General features: G+C 55.1%; 19 protein-coding genes and 1 tRNA gene. 11 read left to right on the top strand and 9 right to left on the bottom strand.

From position 1 onward, the window contains the following. Window positions 1-438 precede the first annotated feature (438 nt). Window positions 439-1,095 (top strand): nucleotidyltransferase family protein, encoded by a 657-nt coding sequence (locus RBB44_RS01955; RefSeq protein ID WP_306148192.1) that lies wholly within the window; start codon window positions 439-441, stop codon window positions 1,093-1,095. Window positions 1,096-1,103: 8 nt separating this feature from the next. Here the strand turns inward: RBB44_RS01955 and pabB are convergent, their stop codons facing one another. The 5 genes from pabB to RBB44_RS01930 all read right to left on the bottom strand — a co-directional run bounded on the left by pabB (window position 1,104) and on the right by RBB44_RS01930 (window position 6,479). Next, entirely contained in the window at window positions 1,104-2,963 is a 1,860-nt protein-coding gene (gene pabB / locus RBB44_RS01950; protein ID WP_306148191.1) for an aminodeoxychorismate synthase component I, read from the bottom strand. Between the two features lie 228 nt (window positions 2,964-3,191). Further along, window positions 3,192-4,682 carry a methyl-accepting chemotaxis protein gene (locus tag RBB44_RS01945; RefSeq protein ID WP_306148190.1) on the bottom strand — a complete coding sequence of 497 codons (1,491 nt, stop codon included), beginning with the start codon at window positions 4,680-4,682 and terminating at the stop codon, window positions 3,192-3,194. Continuing rightward, window positions 4,682-5,002 carry a hypothetical protein gene (locus tag RBB44_RS01940; protein ID WP_306148189.1) on the bottom strand — a complete coding sequence of 107 codons (321 nt, stop codon included), beginning with the start codon at window positions 5,000-5,002 and terminating at the stop codon, window positions 4,682-4,684. The genes RBB44_RS01945 and RBB44_RS01940 overlap by 1 nt, the downstream gene beginning before the upstream one ends. Window positions 5,003-5,213: 211 nt before the next feature. Next, window positions 5,214-5,879, bottom strand: a complete 666-nt coding sequence (gene msrA / locus RBB44_RS01935; protein WP_306148188.1) for a peptide-methionine (S)-S-oxide reductase MsrA — start codon at window positions 5,877-5,879, stop codon at window positions 5,214-5,216. A 144-nt stretch (window positions 5,880-6,023) separates the two neighbouring features. Then, window positions 6,024-6,479 carry a hypothetical protein gene (locus tag RBB44_RS01930; protein ID WP_306148187.1) on the bottom strand — a complete coding sequence of 152 codons (456 nt, stop codon included), beginning with the start codon at window positions 6,477-6,479 and terminating at the stop codon, window positions 6,024-6,026. Between the two features lie 358 nt (window positions 6,480-6,837). Here RBB44_RS01930 and RBB44_RS01925 point away from each other — a divergent pair. Then, window positions 6,838-6,927: transfer RNA gene (locus RBB44_RS01925), tRNA-Ser, on the top strand. Window positions 6,928-7,095: 168 nt separating this feature from the next. Here the strand turns inward: RBB44_RS01925 and RBB44_RS01920 are convergent. Next, a complete protein-coding gene (locus RBB44_RS01920) occupies window positions 7,096-9,513 on the bottom strand; it encodes a hypothetical protein (protein WP_306148186.1) in 2,418 nt (805 codons plus the stop codon). A 518-nt stretch (window positions 9,514-10,031) separates the two neighbouring features. Here RBB44_RS01920 and RBB44_RS01915 point away from each other — a divergent pair. After that, window positions 10,032-11,321, top strand: coding sequence for an Hsp70 family protein (locus tag RBB44_RS01915; protein WP_306148185.1), 1,290 nt, complete (start codon window positions 10,032-10,034; stop codon window positions 11,319-11,321). Between the two features lie 52 nt (window positions 11,322-11,373). Here the strand turns inward: RBB44_RS01915 and RBB44_RS01910 are convergent, their stop codons facing one another. From RBB44_RS01910 to RBB44_RS01900, 3 genes are all read right to left on the bottom strand, one after another. Next, a complete protein-coding gene (locus tag RBB44_RS01910) occupies window positions 11,374-12,780 on the bottom strand; it encodes a PepSY domain-containing protein (RefSeq protein ID WP_306148184.1) in 1,407 nt (468 codons plus the stop codon). A gap of 86 nt (window positions 12,781-12,866) precedes the next feature. After that, window positions 12,867-13,268 (bottom strand): DUF2946 family protein, encoded by a 402-nt coding sequence (locus tag RBB44_RS01905; RefSeq protein ID WP_306148183.1) that lies wholly within the window; start codon window positions 13,266-13,268, stop codon window positions 12,867-12,869. Window positions 13,269-13,370: 102 nt separating this feature from the next. Beyond that, window positions 13,371-13,889 (bottom strand): glycine cleavage system protein R, encoded by a 519-nt coding sequence (locus tag RBB44_RS01900; protein ID WP_209179072.1) that lies wholly within the window; start codon window positions 13,887-13,889, stop codon window positions 13,371-13,373. A gap of 248 nt (window positions 13,890-14,137) precedes the next feature. On the opposite strand from RBB44_RS01900, the gene RBB44_RS25495 reads away from it, so the two are divergent. The 8 genes from RBB44_RS25495 to cobM all read left to right on the top strand — a co-directional run bounded on the left by RBB44_RS25495 (window position 14,138) and on the right by cobM (window position 21,907). Next, complete coding sequence (locus RBB44_RS25495) at window positions 14,138-15,700, top strand: PP2C family protein-serine/threonine phosphatase (RefSeq protein ID WP_371932256.1); 1,563 nt, start codon at window positions 14,138-14,140, stop codon at window positions 15,698-15,700. A 472-nt stretch (window positions 15,701-16,172) separates the two neighbouring features. Then, window positions 16,173-16,418 (top strand): DUF6732 family protein, encoded by a 246-nt coding sequence (locus tag RBB44_RS01885; RefSeq protein WP_306148182.1) that lies wholly within the window; start codon window positions 16,173-16,175, stop codon window positions 16,416-16,418. Window positions 16,419-16,507: 89 nt separating this feature from the next. Next, entirely contained in the window at window positions 16,508-17,173 is a 666-nt protein-coding gene (locus tag RBB44_RS01880) for a precorrin-8X methylmutase (RefSeq protein WP_306148181.1), read from the top strand. A gap of 1 nt (window position 17,174) precedes the next feature. Beyond that, window positions 17,175-17,405: a hypothetical protein gene (locus RBB44_RS01875; RefSeq protein WP_306148180.1), complete on the top strand. Its 231-nt coding sequence runs from the start codon at window positions 17,175-17,177 to the stop codon at window positions 17,403-17,405. Continuing rightward, entirely contained in the window at window positions 17,402-18,601 is a 1,200-nt protein-coding gene (cbiE, locus tag RBB44_RS01870; RefSeq protein WP_306148179.1) for a precorrin-6y C5,15-methyltransferase (decarboxylating) subunit CbiE, read from the top strand. The genes RBB44_RS01875 and cbiE overlap by 4 nt, the downstream gene beginning before the upstream one ends. Beyond that, window positions 18,598-19,323 carry a precorrin-2 C(20)-methyltransferase gene (gene cobI / locus RBB44_RS01865; protein WP_306148178.1) on the top strand — a complete coding sequence of 242 codons (726 nt, stop codon included), beginning with the start codon at window positions 18,598-18,600 and terminating at the stop codon, window positions 19,321-19,323. Before cbiE ends, cobI begins: the two co-directional genes overlap by 4 nt. Continuing rightward, a complete protein-coding gene (gene cobJ / locus RBB44_RS01860) occupies window positions 19,293-21,137 on the top strand; it encodes a precorrin-3B C(17)-methyltransferase (RefSeq protein WP_306148177.1) in 1,845 nt (614 codons plus the stop codon). The genes cobI and cobJ overlap by 31 nt, the downstream gene beginning before the upstream one ends. After that, entirely contained in the window at window positions 21,134-21,907 is a 774-nt protein-coding gene (gene cobM, locus RBB44_RS01855; RefSeq protein ID WP_306148176.1) for a precorrin-4 C(11)-methyltransferase, read from the top strand. Before cobJ ends, cobM begins: the two co-directional genes overlap by 4 nt. Window positions 21,908-21,970 lie beyond the last annotated feature (63 nt).

Raw genomic sequence — 21,970 nt, 5'->3', positions numbered from 1 at the left:
GACCTGACAAGACCCACGATCATTGACGTAACGGTCAAATGTGTTCGGACCGGTGTTCATCAGCACAGCGCCGCGCTGAGCAATCAAAGATTGCGCTTGCGCGCAAGTCAATGATGTAGAATTCGCGCGCCGGCTCTGTGCATCTGCCGGAAGGGTCAGGATTGCTGTTGCGACCAACGCTGTTACTGCGGGAACGGCCCGGGACCAAAACCGCTTAGATGTATTTCTGAATTGCCGTGCCATAGGCGCCTCCTCAAAATCAAGATGAAACAACATTGGCGCCGTGGCCAATCAGATCAAGTTGAAACACCGCGTCAATTTTAACCGCTCTGCCACTGCGTGAAAGCAGGTTTGGTAGCTGGCGTGCACAAGCCTGCGTGAAGACAGGCAGGCGAGAATCGCCTAACGATAGATGCCTTTCTCGCGTAAGGACATCGCATGCTCCCTTCCGAAACGTGCACAAGAGACTTTTGTCTTCTTGCGGATATTGCCGCAACAACGGAGCTCGAGCGCGTCGAAGCGTTGGCCGATATTCTCCAGGAAATACCGCGTGTTATGGATATTCTCCGATGCATCAGGGATCTCCAGATTCGCGATGGCTGGCTTGTATCGGGCGGCATTTACCAGACCATCTGGAACGTCATCACAGACAGACCTATAGATCTCGGGATAAAGGACTACGACGTCATTTATTTTGATGGACGCGACCTTTCTTACGAAGGTGAGGATGCGGTGATCCAACAGGTGCAGTCCGCACTTCCGGACCTTCGAGAGCTCTTGGAAGTCCGCAATCAGGCCCGTGTCCACCTCTGGTATGAACAAAGATTCGGAAGGCCCTACAGGCCGCTCGATTGTGCGATGGATTCGCTCACGACTTACGCCGCGCGGACCCATGCTGTTGCTGCGCAACTCGGTAAGGACGACCAGATTTGCATCCACGCGCCATTTGGAATTGCAAACATTTTCGCGATGCGGCTGGTCCCAAACTATAGCCAGCCCAATCCGGAAACCTACGCGGAAAAGGCGACACGAATGAAGGCGCTATGGCCCGAACTGGAAATTGTCCCGTGGGATGTATCAGCAGCATCAGGCTGACAGCAGAATTATCCCAAGCGCCGTGTCTCTTGCACCGGAATGCCCTCAAGTGCCGACGATGACGGTTCGGCTTTCTCGGCCGCAATCATGCGAGCCCTGACCAAACCGCGGACAGAGTTTCCGACAAACACCGCCTCGGCTCTTTCCAAATCTTCCGGCGTCATATCGGCCTCAACTGCATAACCGGCCTCCAGCAGCCCCGCACGAAACGTTCCGGGTAATACGCCGTGTTCCAGCGCCGGTGTCAGCAGCTTGCCGTCGACCTTGAGGAACAGTGTTGTATAGGACCCTTCAGTGAGATAGCCGCTTTCATTCAAGAAAATAACTTCCTGGCACCCTGTATCGGCTTGATACCTAGTTCGGGTCTCGTCGTAGAAGGACCGGTTGGTCGTCTTGTGATAGAGGAACCTATCACTGGAACGCGTGGTTTCTGTTGCGAGCACCAAATTGAAAACAGATCCGCGGTCCGCCGGCGGCAACTCGGTTGCTGATATGGAGATGTCGCCTGCACGGCCCAACAACAGCCGGACACGTTGCGAGCCGCGACAGGCTTCGCCGGCGGTCTCCAGTCGATCCAGAACGGTTTGCAAATCAAACTGAAACCCGAAGTATTCTGCGGACTTTTGTAGCCGCTGCATATGACGCTCAAGCAGCAGGTACCCAACGTCTGGATCATACGCCATGGTCTCTATGAGGTCGAACTCAGGCAGATCTTCCGTCATGAATTTCAATTTCAAAGCACATTCGTCGTATTCGTGCTGCGCCTTGGAATCAAAAACAACGCCGGATCCGGTCCCAATTTCTCCCGTTCCATCTTGCCGCAGAACCAGTGTGCGGATCGCCACGTTCAAGCAGAAATCACCAGTTGGTGCGAGAAATCCAATCGAGCCGGTGTAAACCCCGCGCGGTGCCGTTTCCAGGTTATGAGCGATCTGCATGGCGCTTAGTTTAGGTGCGCCTGTGATGGAACCACACGGAAACAAATGCCGGACGATATCGGAAAATCCGGTTGTCGCCGGAACCTGAGCCTCGATGGTCGACGTCATCTGCTGGACGCTCTGATACCGCTCAACATCGCATAGTTTCGTGACCTTGACGGATCCTGTTTCTGCAATTCTGGAAAGATCATTGCGCATCAGGTCAACGATCATGATGTTCTCAGATCGCTGCTTGGGATCCTGAGCAAGGTCTCGTGCAATGCGGGCATCTTCAGATGCGAACCTGCCGCGCGGCTCTGTGCCTTTCATGGGCCGTGTCCGCAGCGTGGTCCCTGTGCGCTCCAAGAAGAGCTCCGGTGACAACGACAATACGGTCCGGTCTTCCAACTTCAAATAAGCTGCAAACTCCACCGGCTGGCGTTTCAGAAGGTCCTGGAACAACAGCGCCGGGGCGCCTTGATGGCCGAATTTGGCCCGGAGCGTCAGATTGACCTGATAGATATCACCTTTTGAAAGGTGATCCTGGACCTGTGCAAACGCACGTTCGTAGTCTTCGATCGCCATATCGAAAGATGGCTTGTTGAAGCCTCGCGGAGCATCCGCGGTGTCCGCGTTCAGGACGTCAAAAGCCTCATCGAGAGTGAGATCCTGGCGCTCTTCATACAGGCCAAACCATAGAAGCGGCTCGCCGGTTTCTTCAAAGCGCGTTTTTAGTTTTTCCTCAAAGGCAAACCCGAGTTCATACGCCAGATAACCAGCACAATGGTAACCGTCCTGCTGCGCACGCTCAATCTGCCTTAGGCAATCGTCGACCTCTTCCAAACGCGCGCAGGTCACCACGTCGACCGGCGCTTCGAACAAGGTCGCCGTCTGGCGCTTCAAAACGTCGAGCAGCAAGACTGATCCGGTTTTCATAGTGCGCGTTGACATCTGCTGACGCCGAGGTTCGAGAGGGTGGTTTATGCCGTAAATTAGACCGAACTTAGCGAAGACCAACGGTCCATAAGAGGCGGCAGATTGCACTCATGCGTCATGTGGTCAAGTCTTTCGTCCCGGAAATACGAAAATGACCGGCAAAACTCTTTGCCGGCCATCTAATTGTTTAACACGCAACTGGACATGAGCCGCTGCAGTCAGATCAAAATAGTCCGTTGCGGTTTAGGCAGCAGCAACGTCCTTCAGGAAGGTATCAATTGCACGCTTCACATCATCAGCTTCTTCGTTGAGCATCTGGGTTGCATCAACCATCAAGCGCGCCGAGGCGCCCGTACGTTCTGCCGATTCTCGAACATCGCCAATGTTGGTCGCCACTCGGCCGGTGCCGTCCGCAGCTTCAGCAACATTGCGCGAGATCTCCTGTGTGGCACCACCTTGCTGCTCAACCGCGGCCGCGATGGCCGCAGTGTAGCTGTTAACCTCATCCATTGTGGACGCGATGGCCCCGATGGATTCAACGGCACCTTTGGTTTCCTCCTGGATGGCGGAAATCTGTGCCCCGATTTCTTCCGTTGCTTTGGACGTCTGAGTTGCCAGTTCTTTGACTTCAGCCGCAACAACAGCAAAGCCCTTGCCCGCCTCGCCGGCACGTGCGGCCTCGATCGTGGCATTGAGCGCCAGCAAGTTTGTTTGCTCAGCGATTGCCTGAATGAGGGTCACAACCTCGCCAATCCGGTTCGCAGCTTCTGCAAGCCCAGCAACTTTCTGGTTGCTGGTCTGTGCGTTTTCAGTCGCCTTCATCACGATGCCGGTCGTCTGTTCAACCTGACGCGAAATCTCGCTGATCGAACTGCTCAGCTCTTCGGCCGCTGAAGCAACTGTCTGGACATTGGACGAAGCCGTTTCGGAGGCATCAGAGACAGAAGTGGCTCGAACCGTCGTGTCTTCGGCAATTTGGCCCAGTTCCTGTGCTGAGCCGCGCATCTCTTCGACTTTCGCCGTTACGCCGTTCAGCTTTGTAGCAATCTCCGACTGGAACTGCCCGATGCGTTCTGTAATGGCCATTTGCTTGGCACGCTCGACTTCTGCGCGTTCCTCGTCCTGCGTTTGCAGAGACTGTGTTTCAGCTTGCGCGGCCTCGGCTTCCTCGCGAGCTTCATCCGATGCTGCGAATGCCTTTGCGATGAAATCTGTGATCCACCAAAGCGCAGCTACCTCGGCAACAACGATGATCGCATGGAAGACCACCCGGCCAAAGTCTGCCCCCGCCGGAAACACCGCCCAAGGCATTGCAAAGTTCAAACCCAGGTGATGCACAGCGACCACGCCCGCGTATGCCACAAGAGCGCGCCAGTCGACCCACCCCGTCAACACCGCCAGAACGGCAAAGAAATACATGTGCCCATCAAGTTGGTAAGAGGCTTCGACATTCGGTGTGTGAAGTGCTGCAACGAACAAGGCCGCCAATCCAGCCAGTGACATAGCAGTTGCCAAACGCGTTTCCACGCCAATGCCAAACCGGACCCAGGTGGCTGTTGCTGCAACGCCCAGCAAAAGTGCGCCGCCGCACATGGTCACGAAAGAGACATTCCCCACGACCCACGCAGTTCCGATGACCAGAAAGACGTTAAACCATGTGAAAAAAATCACGATCCGGGAGAACTTTTCCCGTAAGACGTCCAGGCCAGATGCGGCCGATACCATGTTGTTCATTACTGGGTCTCCATGGGTGTGCCAGTTATTCGTGCACAGGCATAGGCAACGGCAGAGGACGCAACAAACCCTGCGCCCGACTGATAGAGGCGCTGAACAAAATCACTGTCTGCACTTTGGCTCAAAGCAAACCAGGTTGCAGTTGGCGCCGCCATGATCCGACCTTCCGCTTTCGCGACAACCTCAAGGGCGGATGCCCCCCATGGCTTCGCAAATACGATCACCGGACCGTTCCCTGATGGCACCAATGTCCCGAGAAGCACGATAAAACAGCTTCCCAGGAAATAAAGGGCCACGAAGCGCTTTGTGGAATTGCTCAACTTTTTGCCAAATCACCAACACGTTTTGGCGTAATTATCCCTGCGGCAATTTAATAAACTCTGAAATTTCGGAACTTTATGTTTGGACACACATGCCGGATTTTCGCCGCTTCCAAGCGCTTTGTCACAGTTGAAAACGGCCTGACGAATTCGTCAGGCCGTCTGAAAAAACCCATTTTAGAACCGGGATGCGGCTCGTCCAAGACCGCTCCTATTCAGCCGAGGTGAGCCCAACTGGACACGCGACACCGGTTCCACCGATCCCACAATATCCGCCCGGATTTTTCGCAAGATACTGTTGATGGTAATCTTCGGCGAAATAGAACTCGTCGAGCTTCTTGGTTTCAGTCGTGATCGCATTCTTGATACCGCTGTCATGGAGCGCTTTCTGATACGCGACCATGGATGCATTGGCTTCACTCAACGCCGCGTCCGTCGGAACGTATATCGCCGAGCGGTACTGGGTGCCGGTATCATTGCCCTGCCTCATGCCTTGTGTTGGATCGTGATTTTCCCAGAAAACCTTCAAGAGATCTCCAAGCGTGACCTGAGCGGGATCGTAAACGACCAGTACTGCCTCCGTGTGCCCTGTCCGGCCGGTGCAGGTTTCATGGTAGGTTGGGTTCGGTGTGATCCCGCCTGCATAACCGACAGCTGTCACATGGACGCCGGGCAACGTCCAAAACAGGCGTTCAGCGCCCCAGAAACATCCCATCCCGAATAGAACGGTTTCCAACCCTTCCGGATACGGCCCCGTCATCGAATTTCCATTCACAAAATGCGCCTCACCCGGCACAATGGCCTCTGCGCGGCCTGGAAGTGCCTCTGCAGAGGTCGGAAGTGAAAACTTTTTGCTCAACATTGTCATGAAAGACATGATCGCGCTCCAGGTTTTGATGACAGGCGTACGCACCTGCGATCCAGAGCAGGCGAATACCGATTGACGGATTATGTGGATCTATTTTGCAGCTTGTCTACGGTCAGACGCCAATGCTCACTGAAGCTCACTACGCTATACACGCTAAGCATAGCGAAAACGGCGCTTTTGCCTTCTGGCGCCGATGAGCAAGAATAGCACCCCGATCCCAGCAAAGACGGCCCATGCCGGCCACGTCAAAACCGTTTGAAGCATCGGATCCCAAACAGTTGGATGGACATACCGCTGAATCACAGCTTGAGATAAATTAAGCGTTTCAGGTGACATCTCGAACCAAAGCTGCCCGAGTGGCTTGAACATAATTTGCGATTCTGCAATCGAACGGCTTGCGTCTGCAATGCCAACAACAATCGCAATTGCTAGCAACCCGAAACCGAACATGCGTAATAAAAACTTCACAATACTTATCATTGCCGTACCGTCATATTTTATATTTTGCTGTGTTATTTCAAAATTCCAGATCTGACCTTGTTTGCTGCACATATGCAATTTGACTAAAGGCGAACAGACCTCAAATAATATCGTTAATTTCTTGATCAAGTATTGTCAGCTAACACTTTTGTGTTTCCGGCTTTAGCACTGCAATCATGCTCTGCCCTAACGTTATGATGGGCATGGCTATTGGACCACCGAGATTCCATCGACCAAATGAGTTCGATCATAATAGCCAACTCACATCCATAGGAGCGCCTGCTTTCAGCGAAAATCTCCGACTTCATTGCTTCAAAAATCAGATAATCAAACCCGCATTTTTCGGCATAAATTCAAACATTTCGCCGTGTTCCAATCAGCTATCCCCAAGCTCAGACCGATTGGATAAAAAAAACTTCATGAGATGCTTGCCTTCATCCGCCGCATCAGTATATTGCGCCCACTCAAGCGGGACACTGCTTGCAACGGACAGGTGGCCGAGTGGCTGAAGGCGCACGCCTGGAACGCGTGTATACGGGCAACCGTATCGAGGGTTCGAATCCCTCTCTGTCCGCCATTACCTCTTAAAACTGAATTTAGAAAACACCGCTGATTATTGCAGGCGGTGGCATTTGGCATGACTTATGAACCGCCCGAAGACGGGTCCGGTGCCAAGAATTCGTTCAAGACTTCCCAAAAAATTGCCCGCCAGGTTATGGAGACCCGACGGGCAACGATCTTACGCTTAGTCGAACATCAACGAGTGTGCAGCGAAGTTGTCGTAGTCTGCTGCCGTCATGCCGACACTTGCAATCGTATTGACGGTGTCTGTGGCGTCTAGGAGGTTGTTGCCACCCAGATCGTCGACATATCCGATAATCGCGGCACCAGCATCCGAATCAAAATACGTGACAAGAACTGCGGTGTCAGCGGCCAAGGCTCCACCATCATTGACATCAACAGTTCCAGCACCGATTGCGTCCGCGAAGCTTATGCCACTGGTATCAGTGAAGTTGATGATATGGTGCTCTGCGGCATCATCGACATCAGCGCCCGCAGCAACATCCAGAACGGACACGGAGCCACGATCGATCAATGCAGATATGTCGGTATTGGCCTCATCGCCGTGAATGGTCGAGAAGGTGAGCTCTGTCGTATCACCAAAGTCCACATCGTCTCTAGAGAATGAGATTGCGTCGCCGGAACTTGGATCAACTCCAACCGTGAACCCGTTGATCGTGTCTGCTCCGAAGACAAGCGTGCCGTTTTCGACTTCGACAATCTGCACCACATCATCACCGCTGCCCAGCGTGGCGGTATCCGCGCCCGCACCGAGGATGATGAAGTCCCCGAAGTTCGAGCCAAGCACTTCAAGAGCTCCATCAAGCTCATCGCACCCGCAGAAGAACAATCCACCGGTAAGACCAGAGGCATCAAATACCGTTGTTGCGCCAGATGCGGTGGTATTGTCGGAAATGATCAGTCCCTGATCACCACCTGTCAATTGGATGGTTTCAAAGTTTCGAACGGCATCCAGATCAAACGGATCTTCAAGCTCATCCGCCATTATCAGTGTGTCAGTGCCATTGCCGCCATCGATAAAGCCGCCATCGTCAGCGACATAGAAGGCATTCTCTGCGCTCAGGGTCAGCGAGTCGTTGCCGGAGGACAACAACACCCCGCCTGCGCCTCCAAAGCCCAAACCGGAGAGGTCAACATCATACCTTGAAAAGTCAATGTCCCCTTCTGCCGTCAGCACAAGAGTTTTCGCTGCACCTGTGTCTTCGAAGTTGGTCTCAAAGATGTTGTTCCATTGGTCTGCGGTACCGTAAATCCAACTGTCTTGGGGTCCACTTCCCTCAAACACGCCGAGAAACCTGATACCATCAAAGAGATCGACCGACGTTGTGTGCGAATCGTCTTCATAGATGTCCAGGTATTCAATTCCGCTTGCATCGGTGAAGACATAATGCGTGTCCTCAGTGATATCCGCGTCAATGATCAACGCATCCTCGCTGCCATCGCCACCGATTATCGTGGCAGTTTCCGCAGCTTCGGCACTCACGACAATCAAGTCGTCTCCGCCACCAGCATCAACGTAGGCATCTCCGGTCTGGAGGGAGATGATGAAATCATCACTTGCCCCAAGCGTAACGGACAGGTTGGAATGATCTGACAGAAAAATCTCGGAATAAAAACTCCCACTTGTGTTCTCGACAACCAAAGTCTGGCCATCGGCTTTCGTAAGAGCTTCCAAGGCACCGGATTCGCCCTGAACTTCTATGTTTTCACCGTTGTGTTTATCCTCGATGTCGACCTCACCGATCACATCCTCAAAGATAATGTTTTCAACGGAGGTCAAGCTCATATCAAGTTGGTCGGACACGTCAGTTGCGTCGTCCGTCCGGACATCGTCGATTATGAAGGTGTTGAAGCCGGTGATGATGAGTGTATCCTCACCATTTCCGGCGTCGATAACACTCAGATCCGCATTGTCGAATGTGCTGTAAATCGTGTCGTTCAAATCCGTTGCGGAGTTTGTTGCATTCACCGGCACGCCGCCCACCAACACTTCAGATACTCCCGCTTCGAGAATGATCGTATTGCCGGTCGGGCTGCTTCCGCCGCCGCCACCGCCACTGCCGGTACTGCCACCAGTATCGCCATCATCGGGATCGCCATCGCTCCCCAAAGGCGTGTCCAGAACTATGGACGACAGATCCGTCCCGCTTAAAGTTTGTGCGCCATCCCGGTTCTCGAACTGACCGTAAAGCACCCAATGCTGATAGGCCGTGAACGATCCGGCATCAACAGCCGCCTGGACGTCTGGATTGGCGGCAAGATACGTCGCAGAATCGAAGGCATCGTCGCCACCACCAATCTCAGGTTGGCCCAAGAGTGTATCAATTGTTTGGTTCGGGATGCGTCCCTCAGCCGCGCCGTAAGTCCAAAAATGGTCCAGCGGATTGACACCAGCGGCCGCCACATCCGGATTCTCAGAGAGATAGAACGATGTATCGAAATTCTCGTTTGGGTCACGCCCTTCTGACCAACCGAACAGATTGAAGTGTTCTTCTGCGGACTGGAACAGGCCCGCATCAATTGCGGCAGCTACATCCGGATTGTTCGCAAGGTAATACGCTTCGTTGAACGCAATAGACATTTTATTCCTTTGTTATTCGACACGATTACCCCCTGCCGGGTTTCGCTTAGTCCCAATGAGAGCCGCATCGTCCCTATGCGGTTAGGGCTTTTATAACCTTAACAAGACCTTAAGTGGCTAAAAATTTAAATTAATGCGATGTATTTTGAACAACTTCGTAAACACGCCTCAACAACAATTATTTTTTGAGCCGTTAACTATAAATTTTGGCGCGTTTTCTTCTTACCGTTTTGAGCTCAAAATACCTTTTATTTCGAAAATTCGAATTTATTTATCTTTTTAACGCTGCAGTTTTGCTTTGAAGTTCCAGTCGTATAGGAATCCATTAAGGCGGTCACCAAAGACGAGCCAGGCGGCTATCACTGCGAGCCGATCATTCGAGGTGTTAACGCCTCGCTTGCCTTTCGCATCAAACAAGCGTACTCCGCACGGCCCATATTACTGACACGAAGACTGCGCAACTGATCGTCATTATCGCGATCGGTCTTTATTACGCGTTTCAGAAGGACACCGCTTTCATGAACACCGTCGGTCTTGATTTCGGCACATCGAACACCGTGGCGATGACGGCTTCCATGTCCGGCACTCCAGAAGCGGTCACATTTCTCTGCGACCGGGAAACCGTGACCTCGTTGCCATCCGTCCTGAGCTTTCTCGACAAGGGAGCCGCAAAAGCGCCCCACCCTGAAGTCGGCCCCTGGGCGATCCGTCAGTTCCTTGATAGTTTCGGTGATGTTCGTTTCATTCAGTCACTGAAAACCTTTGCGGCGAGCGCGGCTTTTAAAGGAACGGGCATTTTTGGCGTCCCGTTTGACTTTGAGAGCCTGATGGCGACGTTCTTGACGGCCGCTTTTGAGCGCGCCCATCCTCAGATCAATCCATCTCAAACCCGATTGGTGGTAGGTCGGCCCGTTGAGTTTGCCGGCCACAATCCGGATGAACAGCTCGCGATGAAGCGGTATCGCTCAGCTTTCCGCAAACTCGGCTACGACGACATCCTTTTTGTCATGGAACCTGTTGGCGCCGCATTTTCCTACGCTCAGTCCCTCAAGCAGGATACGACCATCCTGGTGGCGGACCTTGGCGGCGGCACCACAGACTATTCGCTCATGCGGTTTGAGACCTCAGCAGGTCATATGCACGCGCACCCGCTGGGGCGTGGCGGCATAGGCATCGCGGGAGATACCTTTGACTACCGGATCATTGATAACGTTGTATTGCCGAAACTCGGCAAAGGGTCTCAATACAAAAGCATGGGCAAGACACTGGACATTCCACCCAACCTTTTCTCAAACTTTGCCCGCTGGCACATGCTGTCCATCTTCAAGACATCCGATGATTTCAAGGAGATGAAAAAGCTGCTCCGCTGGTGCCTCGACCCAGACCAGATCGAGTTGTTCATTGAGCTCGTCGAGGAAGATCAAGGCTATCCGCTCTACAAATCGGTTTCGGAGACAAAGGCACTTCTTTCAGCAAACGAAGAGGCCGGACTTACCTTCAAACCACTCGGCCCTGATTTCAAAGCAAGCGTTGCGCGGAAGGACTTTGAGAGCTGGATCGCTCCGGATCTCTTGAAGATGAATCGCGCACTCGACAGCACACTGGAACGCGCCAAGTTGAGCGAAGACGACATTGACCGGGTGTTCATGACCGGCGGCACGTCGTTCGTGCCTGCGGTGCGGAAGATGTTCGCAGACCGTTTTGGTGCCGAGCGGATTTCAGGCGGCAATGAACTGACATCAGTGGCCAACGGCCTTGCTCTCATCGGCGCCCGACAGGATGCGGCAGATTGGTCGGTGGCAGCATAAAACGGTCTGATTAAGACAGACCGGGCTCTCAGAAGAGAGCCCGGTCCATCCATTAGCCAAAGGCCTTTCTGAGAACCGGTATGCGCTTGACCAACACATAATCGAGCGCCAGGACTGTCAAAAGGGTCACTCCGGCAAGCGGAAACGCCAGCGACAGAAACAACATTAAAATCATGGCGCCACGCCAATGCGGCATGTTTTCCGGTGTCTTCGGCGCGATGATCCGGAGTGCTGCACCTTTCGGGCGGCGCATCCACCACATGACAACACCACTCACACACAAGAAGATCACGGACAGGCACGCGAGTGTGTTGAGCACCAGGTTCCAAAGTCCCACCAATCCCATATGCAGGGGTATGCCAACAGCCATTGCTTTTGCGGCAAGCGAATAGTCGGCAAACCCAACAGACGCCAGAATCTTGCCGGTATACTGATCAATGTGGACAGTGCGATCTGAGAAGGGATCTTCAGCATCAGAACTCATTGTGTCCTGATTGATGGTCCACACACCCGTGTCTCCTTGGGGAGAGGAAATACGGTATCGGGCATTGAAGCCGATTGCCGCCGCCAAATCCGCGATGCTGTCGATCGTCACAGGAACGCCCTCGGGCGTTCCGGAAACCCCGGATCCTGAGCCGGAAGCCGGCATTGGTGTCTGCTCCAGAGCCCAGGGCACTTCACCAACGGGACCGTGGTTCATTGCAGCGTGTGTGCTGTCGGACAAGGGAACATTGTTCCATTTTTCCGCAGGAAACGTGTTCCAAGCCTGAACGATCTTGCTTCCCCAAATACCGGTCCAGGCCATGCCGGTGATCAAGAACGCCAGCAAAACAACTGACACATACATCCCGATACAGGAATGAAGCCCCTTCCAGAAGTCGCGTCCCCTGGCGGTCAAGTTTGGAACGACGGACTGGACAAAGGACCGGTCACGCGGCCACCAAAGGTAAAGACCCGTTACCACCAACACGATCGACAATCCGGCTGCAATCTCCAGAAGACGGTCGCCGGGTGTTCCAAGCAGGAGATCACTGTGGATGCCGTCAGCAAAGTCGTACCAGCCTTTTCGCCGTTCCCAGCTTTCAACCACGTCTCCAGTATACGGATCGACAGCCACCATTGACTGAACACCGTCGGCTTTGACGCGGAAAACAGAGACGTTGTTGTCAGCGCGCCCCTTGAGCCACTCCACTACAATCCCGTTTGGGTGTTGCTTGAGGGCGTAGCTCGCTTGTTCGGACACACTCAACATCTGAACATTTTGAGGGACGGACACAGTAATTTTTTCGCCGTCACGTCCATCTATGTAACCGATGAACATCATCATCATGCCTGTGACCGCGAGGATCATAAGGAAGGGCACGACAAACAATCCGGCATAAAAGTGCCAACGCCATGCAGCGCGATAGAACGCGTTCGGTGCAGACGTACCTCGAACGTCATGTGAGATATCACTCATGGGATCTCCATACCGGATGCCCCACCATTCAAAGACAGTTGGAGGCAGTCCGGTTCATATCAATTTCAAAATGGATTTCGGGAAGATCAGATCCCAAGAGGCGGAGCGCGTGCCCCGTTCTGGCTGCGGTTCAGCGAGCTTGTCCGTGGCGCTTCGGCAAAGAACGGAATTGCCAGCGAAGCGAAGACCGGTAAGGCGCTGTCCGATGCCAAGACCGGCACGACCACCGCTCCAACACCGGAAAATACACAGTGGTTTGATGCTTTGCCTTCATCATCACCCATCGGTCCAGACGGCAGTTCTTTACCGTCGGCATCTAGGGTGATGGTTCTCATGCCGTCCGGTGTACACAGGACGACCGTAAAGCCCTGATCCTTTTGCAGCGATGGCATGAAGCCTTGCGGCAAAAGGGCAGACAGCAGGAATGGCAGCAGCAGCACAAACACTGCTGCATTCATTTTCCGGATGTTTTGCCGGAGTTCGCCCAAGTTCCTGATGCCCCTCAATTCAGAACGGCTGAGTGCTTAAGGTAGATCCCGAGCAAAGACAATTCTAAAAATCAGATGTGCCGGAACAGCCAGCCTGCCGCCTTACTCGGCAAGGCTGATGTCGGCCATCAGATCCGCCGCTGTTGCTTGCAGTGCGTCGCTCAATTGAGCAGGTGTCAGTCCGGTTGGGAGCCTCAAATCCGCCGAGGCCTTGAACAGGAAACCACCCTGCATCGATCCCGCTTCAACAGACGTTTCCAGGTGCTCGATGCTGACCTTGTGCTCGCTGAGAATGTGGGTGATATCGCGCAATATACCCGGGTGATCCTGCGACACCAGATCGAGGTGGGCGGACGCTCCAAGCGCTTCATTGTCGCTGCCCTGGCCGGACCGCAGCGTGATATCGATCCCATCTGATCCAAGTGCCTCCAGCGCCGCAGTCAACTGGCTGGCGTTTTCGGCAGGAACTGAGATGCGGACGATGCCGGCAAACTCGCCACCAAGTCGGGCCATTGAACTCTCGATCCAATTCCCGCCTGCGCCTGCGATGACGTCAGCGATCTTCTCGACAAGCCCAGAACGATCTTCGGCAATGACTGTGAACACGAGATGGTCTTGCATGATACGGCACCCGTTTGATCGAGGTTGTTACAGTTCTTGTTGACATTTCAGGATTGAGAAAACAAGGGACTGCGCAAAATAGCTAAGGACACCGTCCGTCTCTATAACGTCTCTAATGCGACCCGGGATCCGCGGTTTCAACAGTGGTCATTTAGAATTTACCAGGGCACCCCTATATTCATTTCGAGGCGCAGACATGTACAAAACAGCCAAATACAGATGGCACTTCAGAGAGCGATAAACGCAGTATGCAGACCCACAACAGTTTGAAAACACTGGATCGCTTCTGGCTCAAATTCATGGACCGCCCGCTTGTCTTCGCAGTGGTTGTTCTGCTGGCGCTCGCTTTGTTGCCGATCGCCGTTTGGATGGACCTGCGCACGATTTCCGACCAGTCTCTCCGCTCTCAAGCCATTGATCTCGACAAGGCAATCACCGAGATCCGGACGTACTACGCCCGCAATGTCGTCGGGCGCGTGCAAAGCGCAAGTGGTGACATTCAACCAACGCATGAATACCACGAACGGGATGGCGGAATTCCCATTCCAGCAACGCTGTCAATTGAGCTCGGGGACGTCATCGGCGATCAAGGTACGCTTGAATACCGGTTCGTCTCCGATCTGCCGTTCACAGAACGCGAGCCCTACGAACTCACCGCTTTTGAGCAAAAGGCCTTGGCTGACTTCCGGGAGACCCGGGATCCCAAGGACCTGGAGATCGGCTTCACGGGTTCCTTGTTCGACCGCCAGGTTCAAATCGCCTCTCCTGTCTACATGGGAGCTTCATGTGTCGCTTGCCACAATACGCATCCTGAGAGCCCAAAAACGGACTGGGTGGTCGGCGATATCCGCGGCATCCAAGCCATCACAATTGACCAGCCCATCGCGGAAAATCTTTGGTCCTTCAAGTATTTACTGACCTATTTCGCAGGCGCTGGTGCTTTCGGGATTGCATTTGCCGGTTTGCAATGGCGTCAGGCGTATCGTTTCCACAAGATGAACGGCGACCTAGAAGCGGCGAACTCTGAAATCAGCCACCTGAACGAACAGCTGGCTTCTGAAAATGTCCGTCTCGGAGCCGAAATCGAAGTTGCGCGGCAGATCCAGATGATGGTCCTACCCACGCAAAACGAATTGGGTGAGATTGATCAGCTGGAAGTCGCCGCCTTCATGGAACCCGCCGATGAAGTTGGCGGAGACTACTATGACGTTCTGCAACTTGGGGACCGCGTCAAAATCGGCATCGGCGATGTCACCGGGCATGGTCTTGAAAGCGGCGTCCTCATGCTGATGGTGCAGTCGGTGGCCGTCGCCCTTCAAGAACAGGGCCCGAGCGACCCAAAACAGTTTCTTGTTGCGCTCAACAATGCGATCTGCCGCAACATCAAACGCACAAAGACCGACAAGCACCTGACCTTGTGTTTCCTGGATATTGAGCACGACAAACTGACGCTGACTGGCCAGCATGAAGAGTTGATACTGCTGCGGCGCTCAGGTGCTGTGGAGACGGTCGACACACTGGATCTTGGTTTTCCGGTTGGATTGGAAGACAACATCTCGGAATTCGTGCGCCCGCTGCCCATGCCCTTTGAGAGCGGAGACACGGTTGTCCTCTATACGGACGGTGTTACAGAGGCGGAAAACACCAAGGGCGAGATGTACGGATTGGATCGGTTGATCGCGAGCACCAAGGACCATGGCCACAATGACGCCGCACGGATGTTGGAGGCGATGATTGCCGATCTTAGATCGCATATCGGGTCGGCAGCGGTGTTTGACGACATCACTCTGCTCGTCGCCCGCCGCAGATAAGGAAAAGGTTTGAGCACTTAGGAGTGGCGGATGACCAAATCAGCCACCCGCCGTTTCCAAACGCATCGGAGCGCTGGAAATACCGGCAAGACGCCGGCCTGAGCCCCTCCACAGGCTACGTAAAAACCCCTACCGCCTTTAACAGGCGTTGTAAATTGGCTGTTTGACGCAACCGCTTACTCACCCCTTCTCTTCGCATTGGAACGCTGTGGCGGTGCCCGCCAATATCATGTCGGATTGGTGCTTGATCCCCACATGACCCTCCCGTACTGTGCGCCGATCTGACGGCGTCCTATTAGGGACTGAGAGAGATTCTGGATGCGGCTGACCCATACCGGGGGCCAATGCCGGAGCTGTTGAAGGCAAACCGCCGCGCATGCAGTCGAAGCTGCAGCCAAGACGGTGTGTCTTTCTTCCTTTCCGGACAGCCGCATCCTTGTTTGCCTAAACGGCACTATGATTGGAAGAGACCATGACCCGCAGGATAATCCTGTCTGCCGTGTTTGCGTTATCAGCACCTTCAGCCGCATTTGCGCACGCGGGCCACTTGGGCGAACTTGCCGGGCACGCACATTGGGCTGGTGCCGCTGCGCTTGCAGGTGCGGCTCTCATTGCCGGTGTCGTTGCTTGGGCGGGCCGGAAAGACAACGACAGTGCAGCCGACAGCGACGAAGCAGAGGCTGAGCCCGGTGAAACTGCGGAAAATCCGGCGTCATAATCCCAAACAAGCTCCTGCGAATTGCTGTTTTTGGGGCACCCGTATTTAGCCTGACACTTACCGCGCAACCCGACAACACGGACACCTGAGTGACGCTTTTGCCAGCCGATGACACGCCGCAATACGCATATGAGACGGACCCGGCGGCAATCTACCGCCAATCCTTTTCCATCGTGCGGCAGGAAGCAGACCTTTCGCATTTGCCAAAGGCCTTGCATCCAACTGCTGTCCGTTTGATCCATTCCTGCGGCATGACCGATCTACCACAAGATCTGATGTGGTCGGATGACGTTCTGGAAGCAGCACAAGCAGCTTTCTCACAGAGAGCTTCGGTATTTTGCGATGTGGAGATGGTTGCACATGGCATTATCAAGAACCGCCTCCCGGAAGGCTCCGAAGTCATCTGCACATTGAATGACCCTTCGGTCCGCGGCCTTGCATCTGAGCTCAAAACGACCCGGTCAGCCGCTGCGGTCGAGCTCTGGAGCGATCGGCTGGACGGGGCAATTGTCGCGATTGGCAATGCCCCAACAGCGGTATTTCATCTTCTTGAGATGATTGCTGCGGGCGGACCGAAACCTGCGGTCATTCTTGGCTTCCCGGTCGGCTTTGTCGGCGCTGCAGAATCCAAGGACGCGTTGGCCAGCAATCCGTTTGGCGTTCCCTATCTTGCCGTCAAGGGCCGCCGGGGCGGATCAGCCATGGCAGCCGCTGCCGTAAATGCCCTTGCCGCCGGTTTGCCGGAAGAGGGGTGACATGACCATCGATGATCGTAAGCCCACAATGAAATCCGTCAGCAAACCAAAAGCCTTGCGTTCCCGTGGATTTCTTTCCCAGCCGAGCGCTCACGCCCCTTCCGGCGATAGTTCTTCGGGCAAACCGAACATGTCTCGCGGCAAACGACAGCCGGTTGTGTCGGATGGGGGAAAACCAGCAAACTTGACCACCAAAGTCGCCATCCAGCCCTACAAACTGGGGGACACATGAACGCCCCCTGGCTGACCCTGATCGGACTGGGTGAAGACGGCTCCTTTTCGGCCGCCGCGCAAACTGCGCTGGACGGGTCGGAAATCGTCTATGGCAGTGCCCGTCACTTTGATCTGGTTCCGGGAATATCTGGTGAAAAACGCCTATGGCCCTCGCCATTTGCCAAGGTTTTTGAGGACTTGGCTGCTGTGAAAGGCCGCTCTGTCGCCGTGCTCGCGACCGGTGATCCGCAGTGGTACGGAATTGGCTCCAGCCTCGCGCGGTATTTCCCGTCCCAGGAAATGACCGTTTTCCCGGCACCTTCCGCGTTCCAACTGGCTGCAGCGCGTCTCGGCTGGGCGGTTCAGGAGTGCGAATGCCTTTCGGTTCACGGGCGGCCGGTTGACCGGCTGCGCTGCCATCTTTACCCCGGAGCACGTTTGTTGGTTCTGACCAGCAATGGCCATGCGCCGCGCGAAATTGCCAAGCTTCTGCAAGACGAAGGTTGTGGTGCAAGCCGCATGACCGTCCTTGAACATCTTGGCGGTGAAAAGGAACAAGTTTTCTCGAGTGTTGCTCATGCTTGGTCGGAAGACGCCGCTGACTTTCACACCCTTGGTATCGAAGTTGTTGCGGCCCGCGGTGCCGCTGTCCACTCTCGTGTTCCAGGCCTTCCAGATGAGGCCTTCCGTCACGATGGCAAGATGACCAAACAGGAAGTGCGCGCGGTGACCCTCGCAGCACTTAAGCCCTATCCAGGTGCGCTTTTGTGGGATGTTGGCTCCGGATGTGGGTCAGTGGCGATCGAGTGGCTGCGCGCAGCGGATCGTACGAAAGCGATTGGTCTCGAGCCCCATAAAGAACGGCGATTGATGGCGGCGGAAAACGCGAGTTCCCTTGGCGTCCCGCATCTTGACCTGATTGATGCGACCGCGCCGGACGGATTGCACGGCTTGTCTGAGCCAGATGCGATCTTTATCGGCGGCGGCCTGACTGCGGACAACATGGCTGAAACATGCCTATCTGCGTTGAAACCTGGGGGAACCTTGGTCGCGAACGCTGTCACGCTTGAAAGCGAAGCAGTTCTCCTGAATGCCTATCAGCAACACGGCGGCGATTTGAAACGGTTGTCCGTTCAGCGCGCCAGCGCTGTTGGCGGGCTAACCGGATGGCGGCCGGCAATGCCGGTTACTCAGTGGAGTTTTGTGAAGTCATGAGCGGCACGCTCTATGGAATTGGTCTTGGACCGGGTGACCCGGAACTGATGACCTTAAAAGCGCATCGGCTGATTTCATCGGCCAGGGTGATTGCCTATCCGGCTCCAGATACCGGCGAGAGTTTTGCCCGGTCAATCGCAGCTGGCACGATCCCACAAGGCGCTCGGGAGATCCCGATTGTTGTGCCCATGCGCGTCGACCGCTTTCCCGCCCAGGAAATCTACGACAAGGCCGCAGAAGAAATCGCAGAGGTTCTGGAAACCGGTGAAGATGTGGTTGTCCTGTGTGAAGGCGATCCATTTTTCTTCGGGTCCTTCATGTATCTGTTCGACCGTCTATCCGGACGTTTCCCTTGTGAAGTTGTGCCCGGCGTCACCTCGTTAACTGCCTGCGCGGCACAACTGATGCGGCCGCTTACGTCCCGCAATGACGTTCTGACTGTCATTCCTGGCCCGCTGCCCGATGTTGATATCCGCGCCAAGATCGAAGAAGCCCAGGCCATTGCCATTATGAAGGTGGGCCGACATTTGCCGCGGTTGAAAGCACTTCTTGACGACATGAACCTTCTCGACCACGCCGGGTACGTTGAACGCGCAAGCCTGCCAGAGCAGAAGGTCTACCGGCTTCAAGATCTTGATACGGACAAAGCCCCGTATTTTTCCATGATCCTCATCTACAAGGGAGACGAAGCGTGGACGCTTCCCCCATCCTTCTCGTCCTGAACCAAGCTGGTCTGGATACGGCAGAAGACATCGCCAAGCGGTTTTCAACGGCGCGCATCCATGGCCTTGCCGGCCGTGTGCCGACCGCCGACACGCAGTTCAACGAGACGATTGAACACATTCAGATGCTGTTCAGGGCCGGGCATCCGATCATAGGCTTTTGCGCCAGCGGCATTCTGATCCGGGCCTTGGCTCCAATCCTGTCAGACAAGCGGACCGAGCCGCCGGTTGTGGCCGTGTCCGAAGATGGCTCCAGCATCGTCCCGCTGCTTGGCGGTCATCGCGGAGCCAACGAATTGGCGCGCCTTCTCGCAAAAGCCCTTGGCGGCCATGCGGCGATCACCACCGCAGGCGACACCGCCCTTGGTATCGCGCTGGATGCACCGCCCAAGGGCTGGAAACTTGCAAATCCGGAAGACGCCAAGCCGATCATGGCTGAGCTCCTTTCCGGCGCGCCGGTTCAGGTATTGGGCTCCGCAGACTGGCTGAAGCGGGACAAGCTGACCATTTCCGAGGATGCCGAACTCACGTTGCTGGCCACTGATGAACCTGTCGATGGGGCGCCAACTCGGCTTGTCTATCACCGGCAGCGGTATGTGGTTGGCGTCGGCTGTGCCCGCGGCTGCGATCCGCAAGAACTGATCGACCTGGTTGACACACATCTGGCGGTTCAAGGTGTCGCAAAGGGCGCTGTCGCCTGTGTCGCAACCATCGACTTGAAAGCCGATGAGGCTGCCATGAATGCGTTGGCCGCCCATTTGGATACCCCCTTACGCCTCTTCCCGGCGGAAACGCTGGAGCTTGAAAAGCCGCGCCTCAAGAACCCGTCGGAAGTGGTCTACTCTGAAGTGCGCTGCCATGGTGTGGCCGAAGGCGCGGCACTTGCGGCCGTTGGCCGCGAAGGCCGATTGGTGGTCGAGAAACAAAAAACCGCAAACGCCACATGCGCCATCACGCGCGCGCTGGAACCGCTTGACGGAATGACAGTTGGCCGTGGCCGCGGCCACTTGTCGGTGATCGGCATTGGCCCGGGGAAGGACGACTGGCGCACACCGCAGGCAACCCGTCTTCTCGCCGCCGCGAGCGATGTCGTGGGATACTCGCTTTACCTTGAAATCGTCGCCTCTCACATCACAGGCAAGACCCACCACAATTTCCCTCTTGGCGCGGAAGAAGACCGCGTGCGGTTTGCGCTCGAAGAGGCAGGCAAAGGCAAGAATGTCGCGCTGATTTCGTCTGGCGATGCCGGTATCTACGCGATGGGAGCCCTTGTTTACGAACTTCTGGATCGCGATGCCGATAATGGCGGCGTGTCCGATGCCGCTAAACGAGTCAGCATCACGAACGCACCCGGCATCTCCGCCCTTCAGGCGTGTTCAGCACAGATCGGCGCGCCCCTCGGCCATGACTTCTGTGCAATCTCGCTATCCGATCTACTCACTCCATGGGAAGCGATCGAAAAGCGCCTCAACGCAGCGGCTGAAGGGGACTTTGTGATTGCTTTCTACAATCCAGTGTCAAAGCGGCGTAGGACACAATTGGCCGCTGCCAAGGATATTCTGCTGAAACATAGGCCGCCAGAAACGCCGGTTGTGCTCGGTGTAAATCTGGGCCGTCCGGAAGAAACCTTGCGCGTGCTGACACTGGCCGAACTTGAGGTGGATGATGTCGACATGCTGACGACAGTCATGGTCGGGTCGTCCAATTCGAAGGCGGTCAAACGCGGAGACGGCAACAAGTTCGTTTATACACCGCGCGGCTATGCAAAACGTATCGACGCCCCAAAAGACCAGAAATCGGAAGAAACCGCATGACCGTTCACTTCATTGGCGCCGGTCCCGGCGATCCGGATCTCATCACCGTTCGTGGCTTGAGGCTCATTCAGAACTGCCCGGTCTGCCTTTATGCAGGCTCCTTGGTACCGGAACAGATTGTCGCCGCAGCGCCGAAAGCCGCGCGGGTGATCGACACGGCGCCAATGACCCTCGACGAGATTATTGCCGAAATCCAGGCCGCCCACGAGAACGGCCAGGATGTGGCCCGTGTCCACTCCGGCGATCCATCGATCTACGGCGCGACGGCCGAACAGATGCGCCGCCTGGAAGCGCTCGGCATCGACTATGATGTGACGCCAGGCGTCCCGGCCTTTGCCGCGGCAGCCGCAGCGCTGAAAACTGAACTCACCATACCTGAAGTCGCGCAAACCGTGATTGTGACCCGGACGGCCATGAAATCCTCGGCAATGCCAAACAACGAGGATCTCGACACGCTTGGAAAAAGCGGTGCAACGCTTGCAATCCACCTGTCGATCCGGAACCTGCGCGAAGTCGAGCGGCAACTCGCACCACATTACGGCGCAGATTGCCCGGTTATCGTTGCTTATCGTGTCGGATGGCCGGATGAGGCCTTCATTCACGGGACGTTGTCCACGATTGCGGAAAAGGTACGGGCAGCAAAGATCACACGCACTGCGTTGATCTTCGTTGGTCACGCCTTAAAGCCCGGTCAGGATTTCAGAGACAGCGCGCTGTATGATGCAGATCACGTGCATGTCCTACGACCGAAGAAAAAGGCCAAAGGCTAAGCGCTTCGCCAATTGCCTTTCACCTGGCTGATCCCGTAGGTTTCTTTAAGAACATCTGACGGG

Origin of the sequence: Roseibium sp. MMSF_3247 (assembly GCF_030733765.1) — a bacterium.
Taxonomy (GTDB): domain Bacteria; phylum Pseudomonadota; class Alphaproteobacteria; order Rhizobiales; family Stappiaceae; genus Roseibium.
This window is presented reverse-complemented; position numbering and strand designations above follow the sequence as displayed.

Bases quoted from the DNA above. Each gene is read 5' to 3' on its own strand.
- RBB44_RS25495 (WP_371932256.1), top strand. From the start codon at position 14,138: ATGCAGACCCACAACAGTTTGAAAACACTGGATCGCTTCTGGCTCAAA.
- RBB44_RS01915 (WP_306148185.1), top strand. From the start codon at position 10,032: ATGAACACCGTCGGTCTTGATTTCGGCACATCGAACACCGTGGCGATG.
- cbiE (WP_306148179.1), top strand. From the start codon at position 17,402: ATGAACGCCCCCTGGCTGACCCTGATCGGACTGGGTGAAGACGGCTCC.
- RBB44_RS01900 (WP_209179072.1), bottom strand. From the start codon at position 13,889: ATGCAAGACCATCTCGTGTTCACAGTCATTGCCGAAGATCGTTCTGGG.
- cobI (WP_306148178.1), top strand. From the start codon at position 18,598: ATGAGCGGCACGCTCTATGGAATTGGTCTTGGACCGGGTGACCCGGAA.
- pabB (WP_306148191.1), bottom strand. From the start codon at position 2,963: ATGTCAACGCGCACTATGAAAACCGGATCAGTCTTGCTGCTCGACGTT.
- RBB44_RS01945 (WP_306148190.1), bottom strand. From the start codon at position 4,682: ATGAACAACATGGTATCGGCCGCATCTGGCCTGGACGTCTTACGGGAA.
- RBB44_RS01955 (WP_306148192.1), top strand. From the start codon at position 439: ATGCTCCCTTCCGAAACGTGCACAAGAGACTTTTGTCTTCTTGCGGAT.
- RBB44_RS01910 (WP_306148184.1), bottom strand. From the start codon at position 12,780: ATGAGTGATATCTCACATGACGTTCGAGGTACGTCTGCACCGAACGCG.
- cobM (WP_306148176.1), top strand. From the start codon at position 21,134: ATGACCGTTCACTTCATTGGCGCCGGTCCCGGCGATCCGGATCTCATC.
- RBB44_RS01885 (WP_306148182.1), top strand. From the start codon at position 16,173: ATGACCCGCAGGATAATCCTGTCTGCCGTGTTTGCGTTATCAGCACCT.
- msrA (WP_306148188.1), bottom strand. From the start codon at position 5,879: ATGTCTTTCATGACAATGTTGAGCAAAAAGTTTTCACTTCCGACCTCT.
- RBB44_RS01920 (WP_306148186.1), bottom strand. From the start codon at position 9,513: ATGTCTATTGCGTTCAACGAAGCGTATTACCTTGCGAACAATCCGGAT.
- RBB44_RS01875 (WP_306148180.1), top strand. From the start codon at position 17,175: ATGACCATCGATGATCGTAAGCCCACAATGAAATCCGTCAGCAAACCA.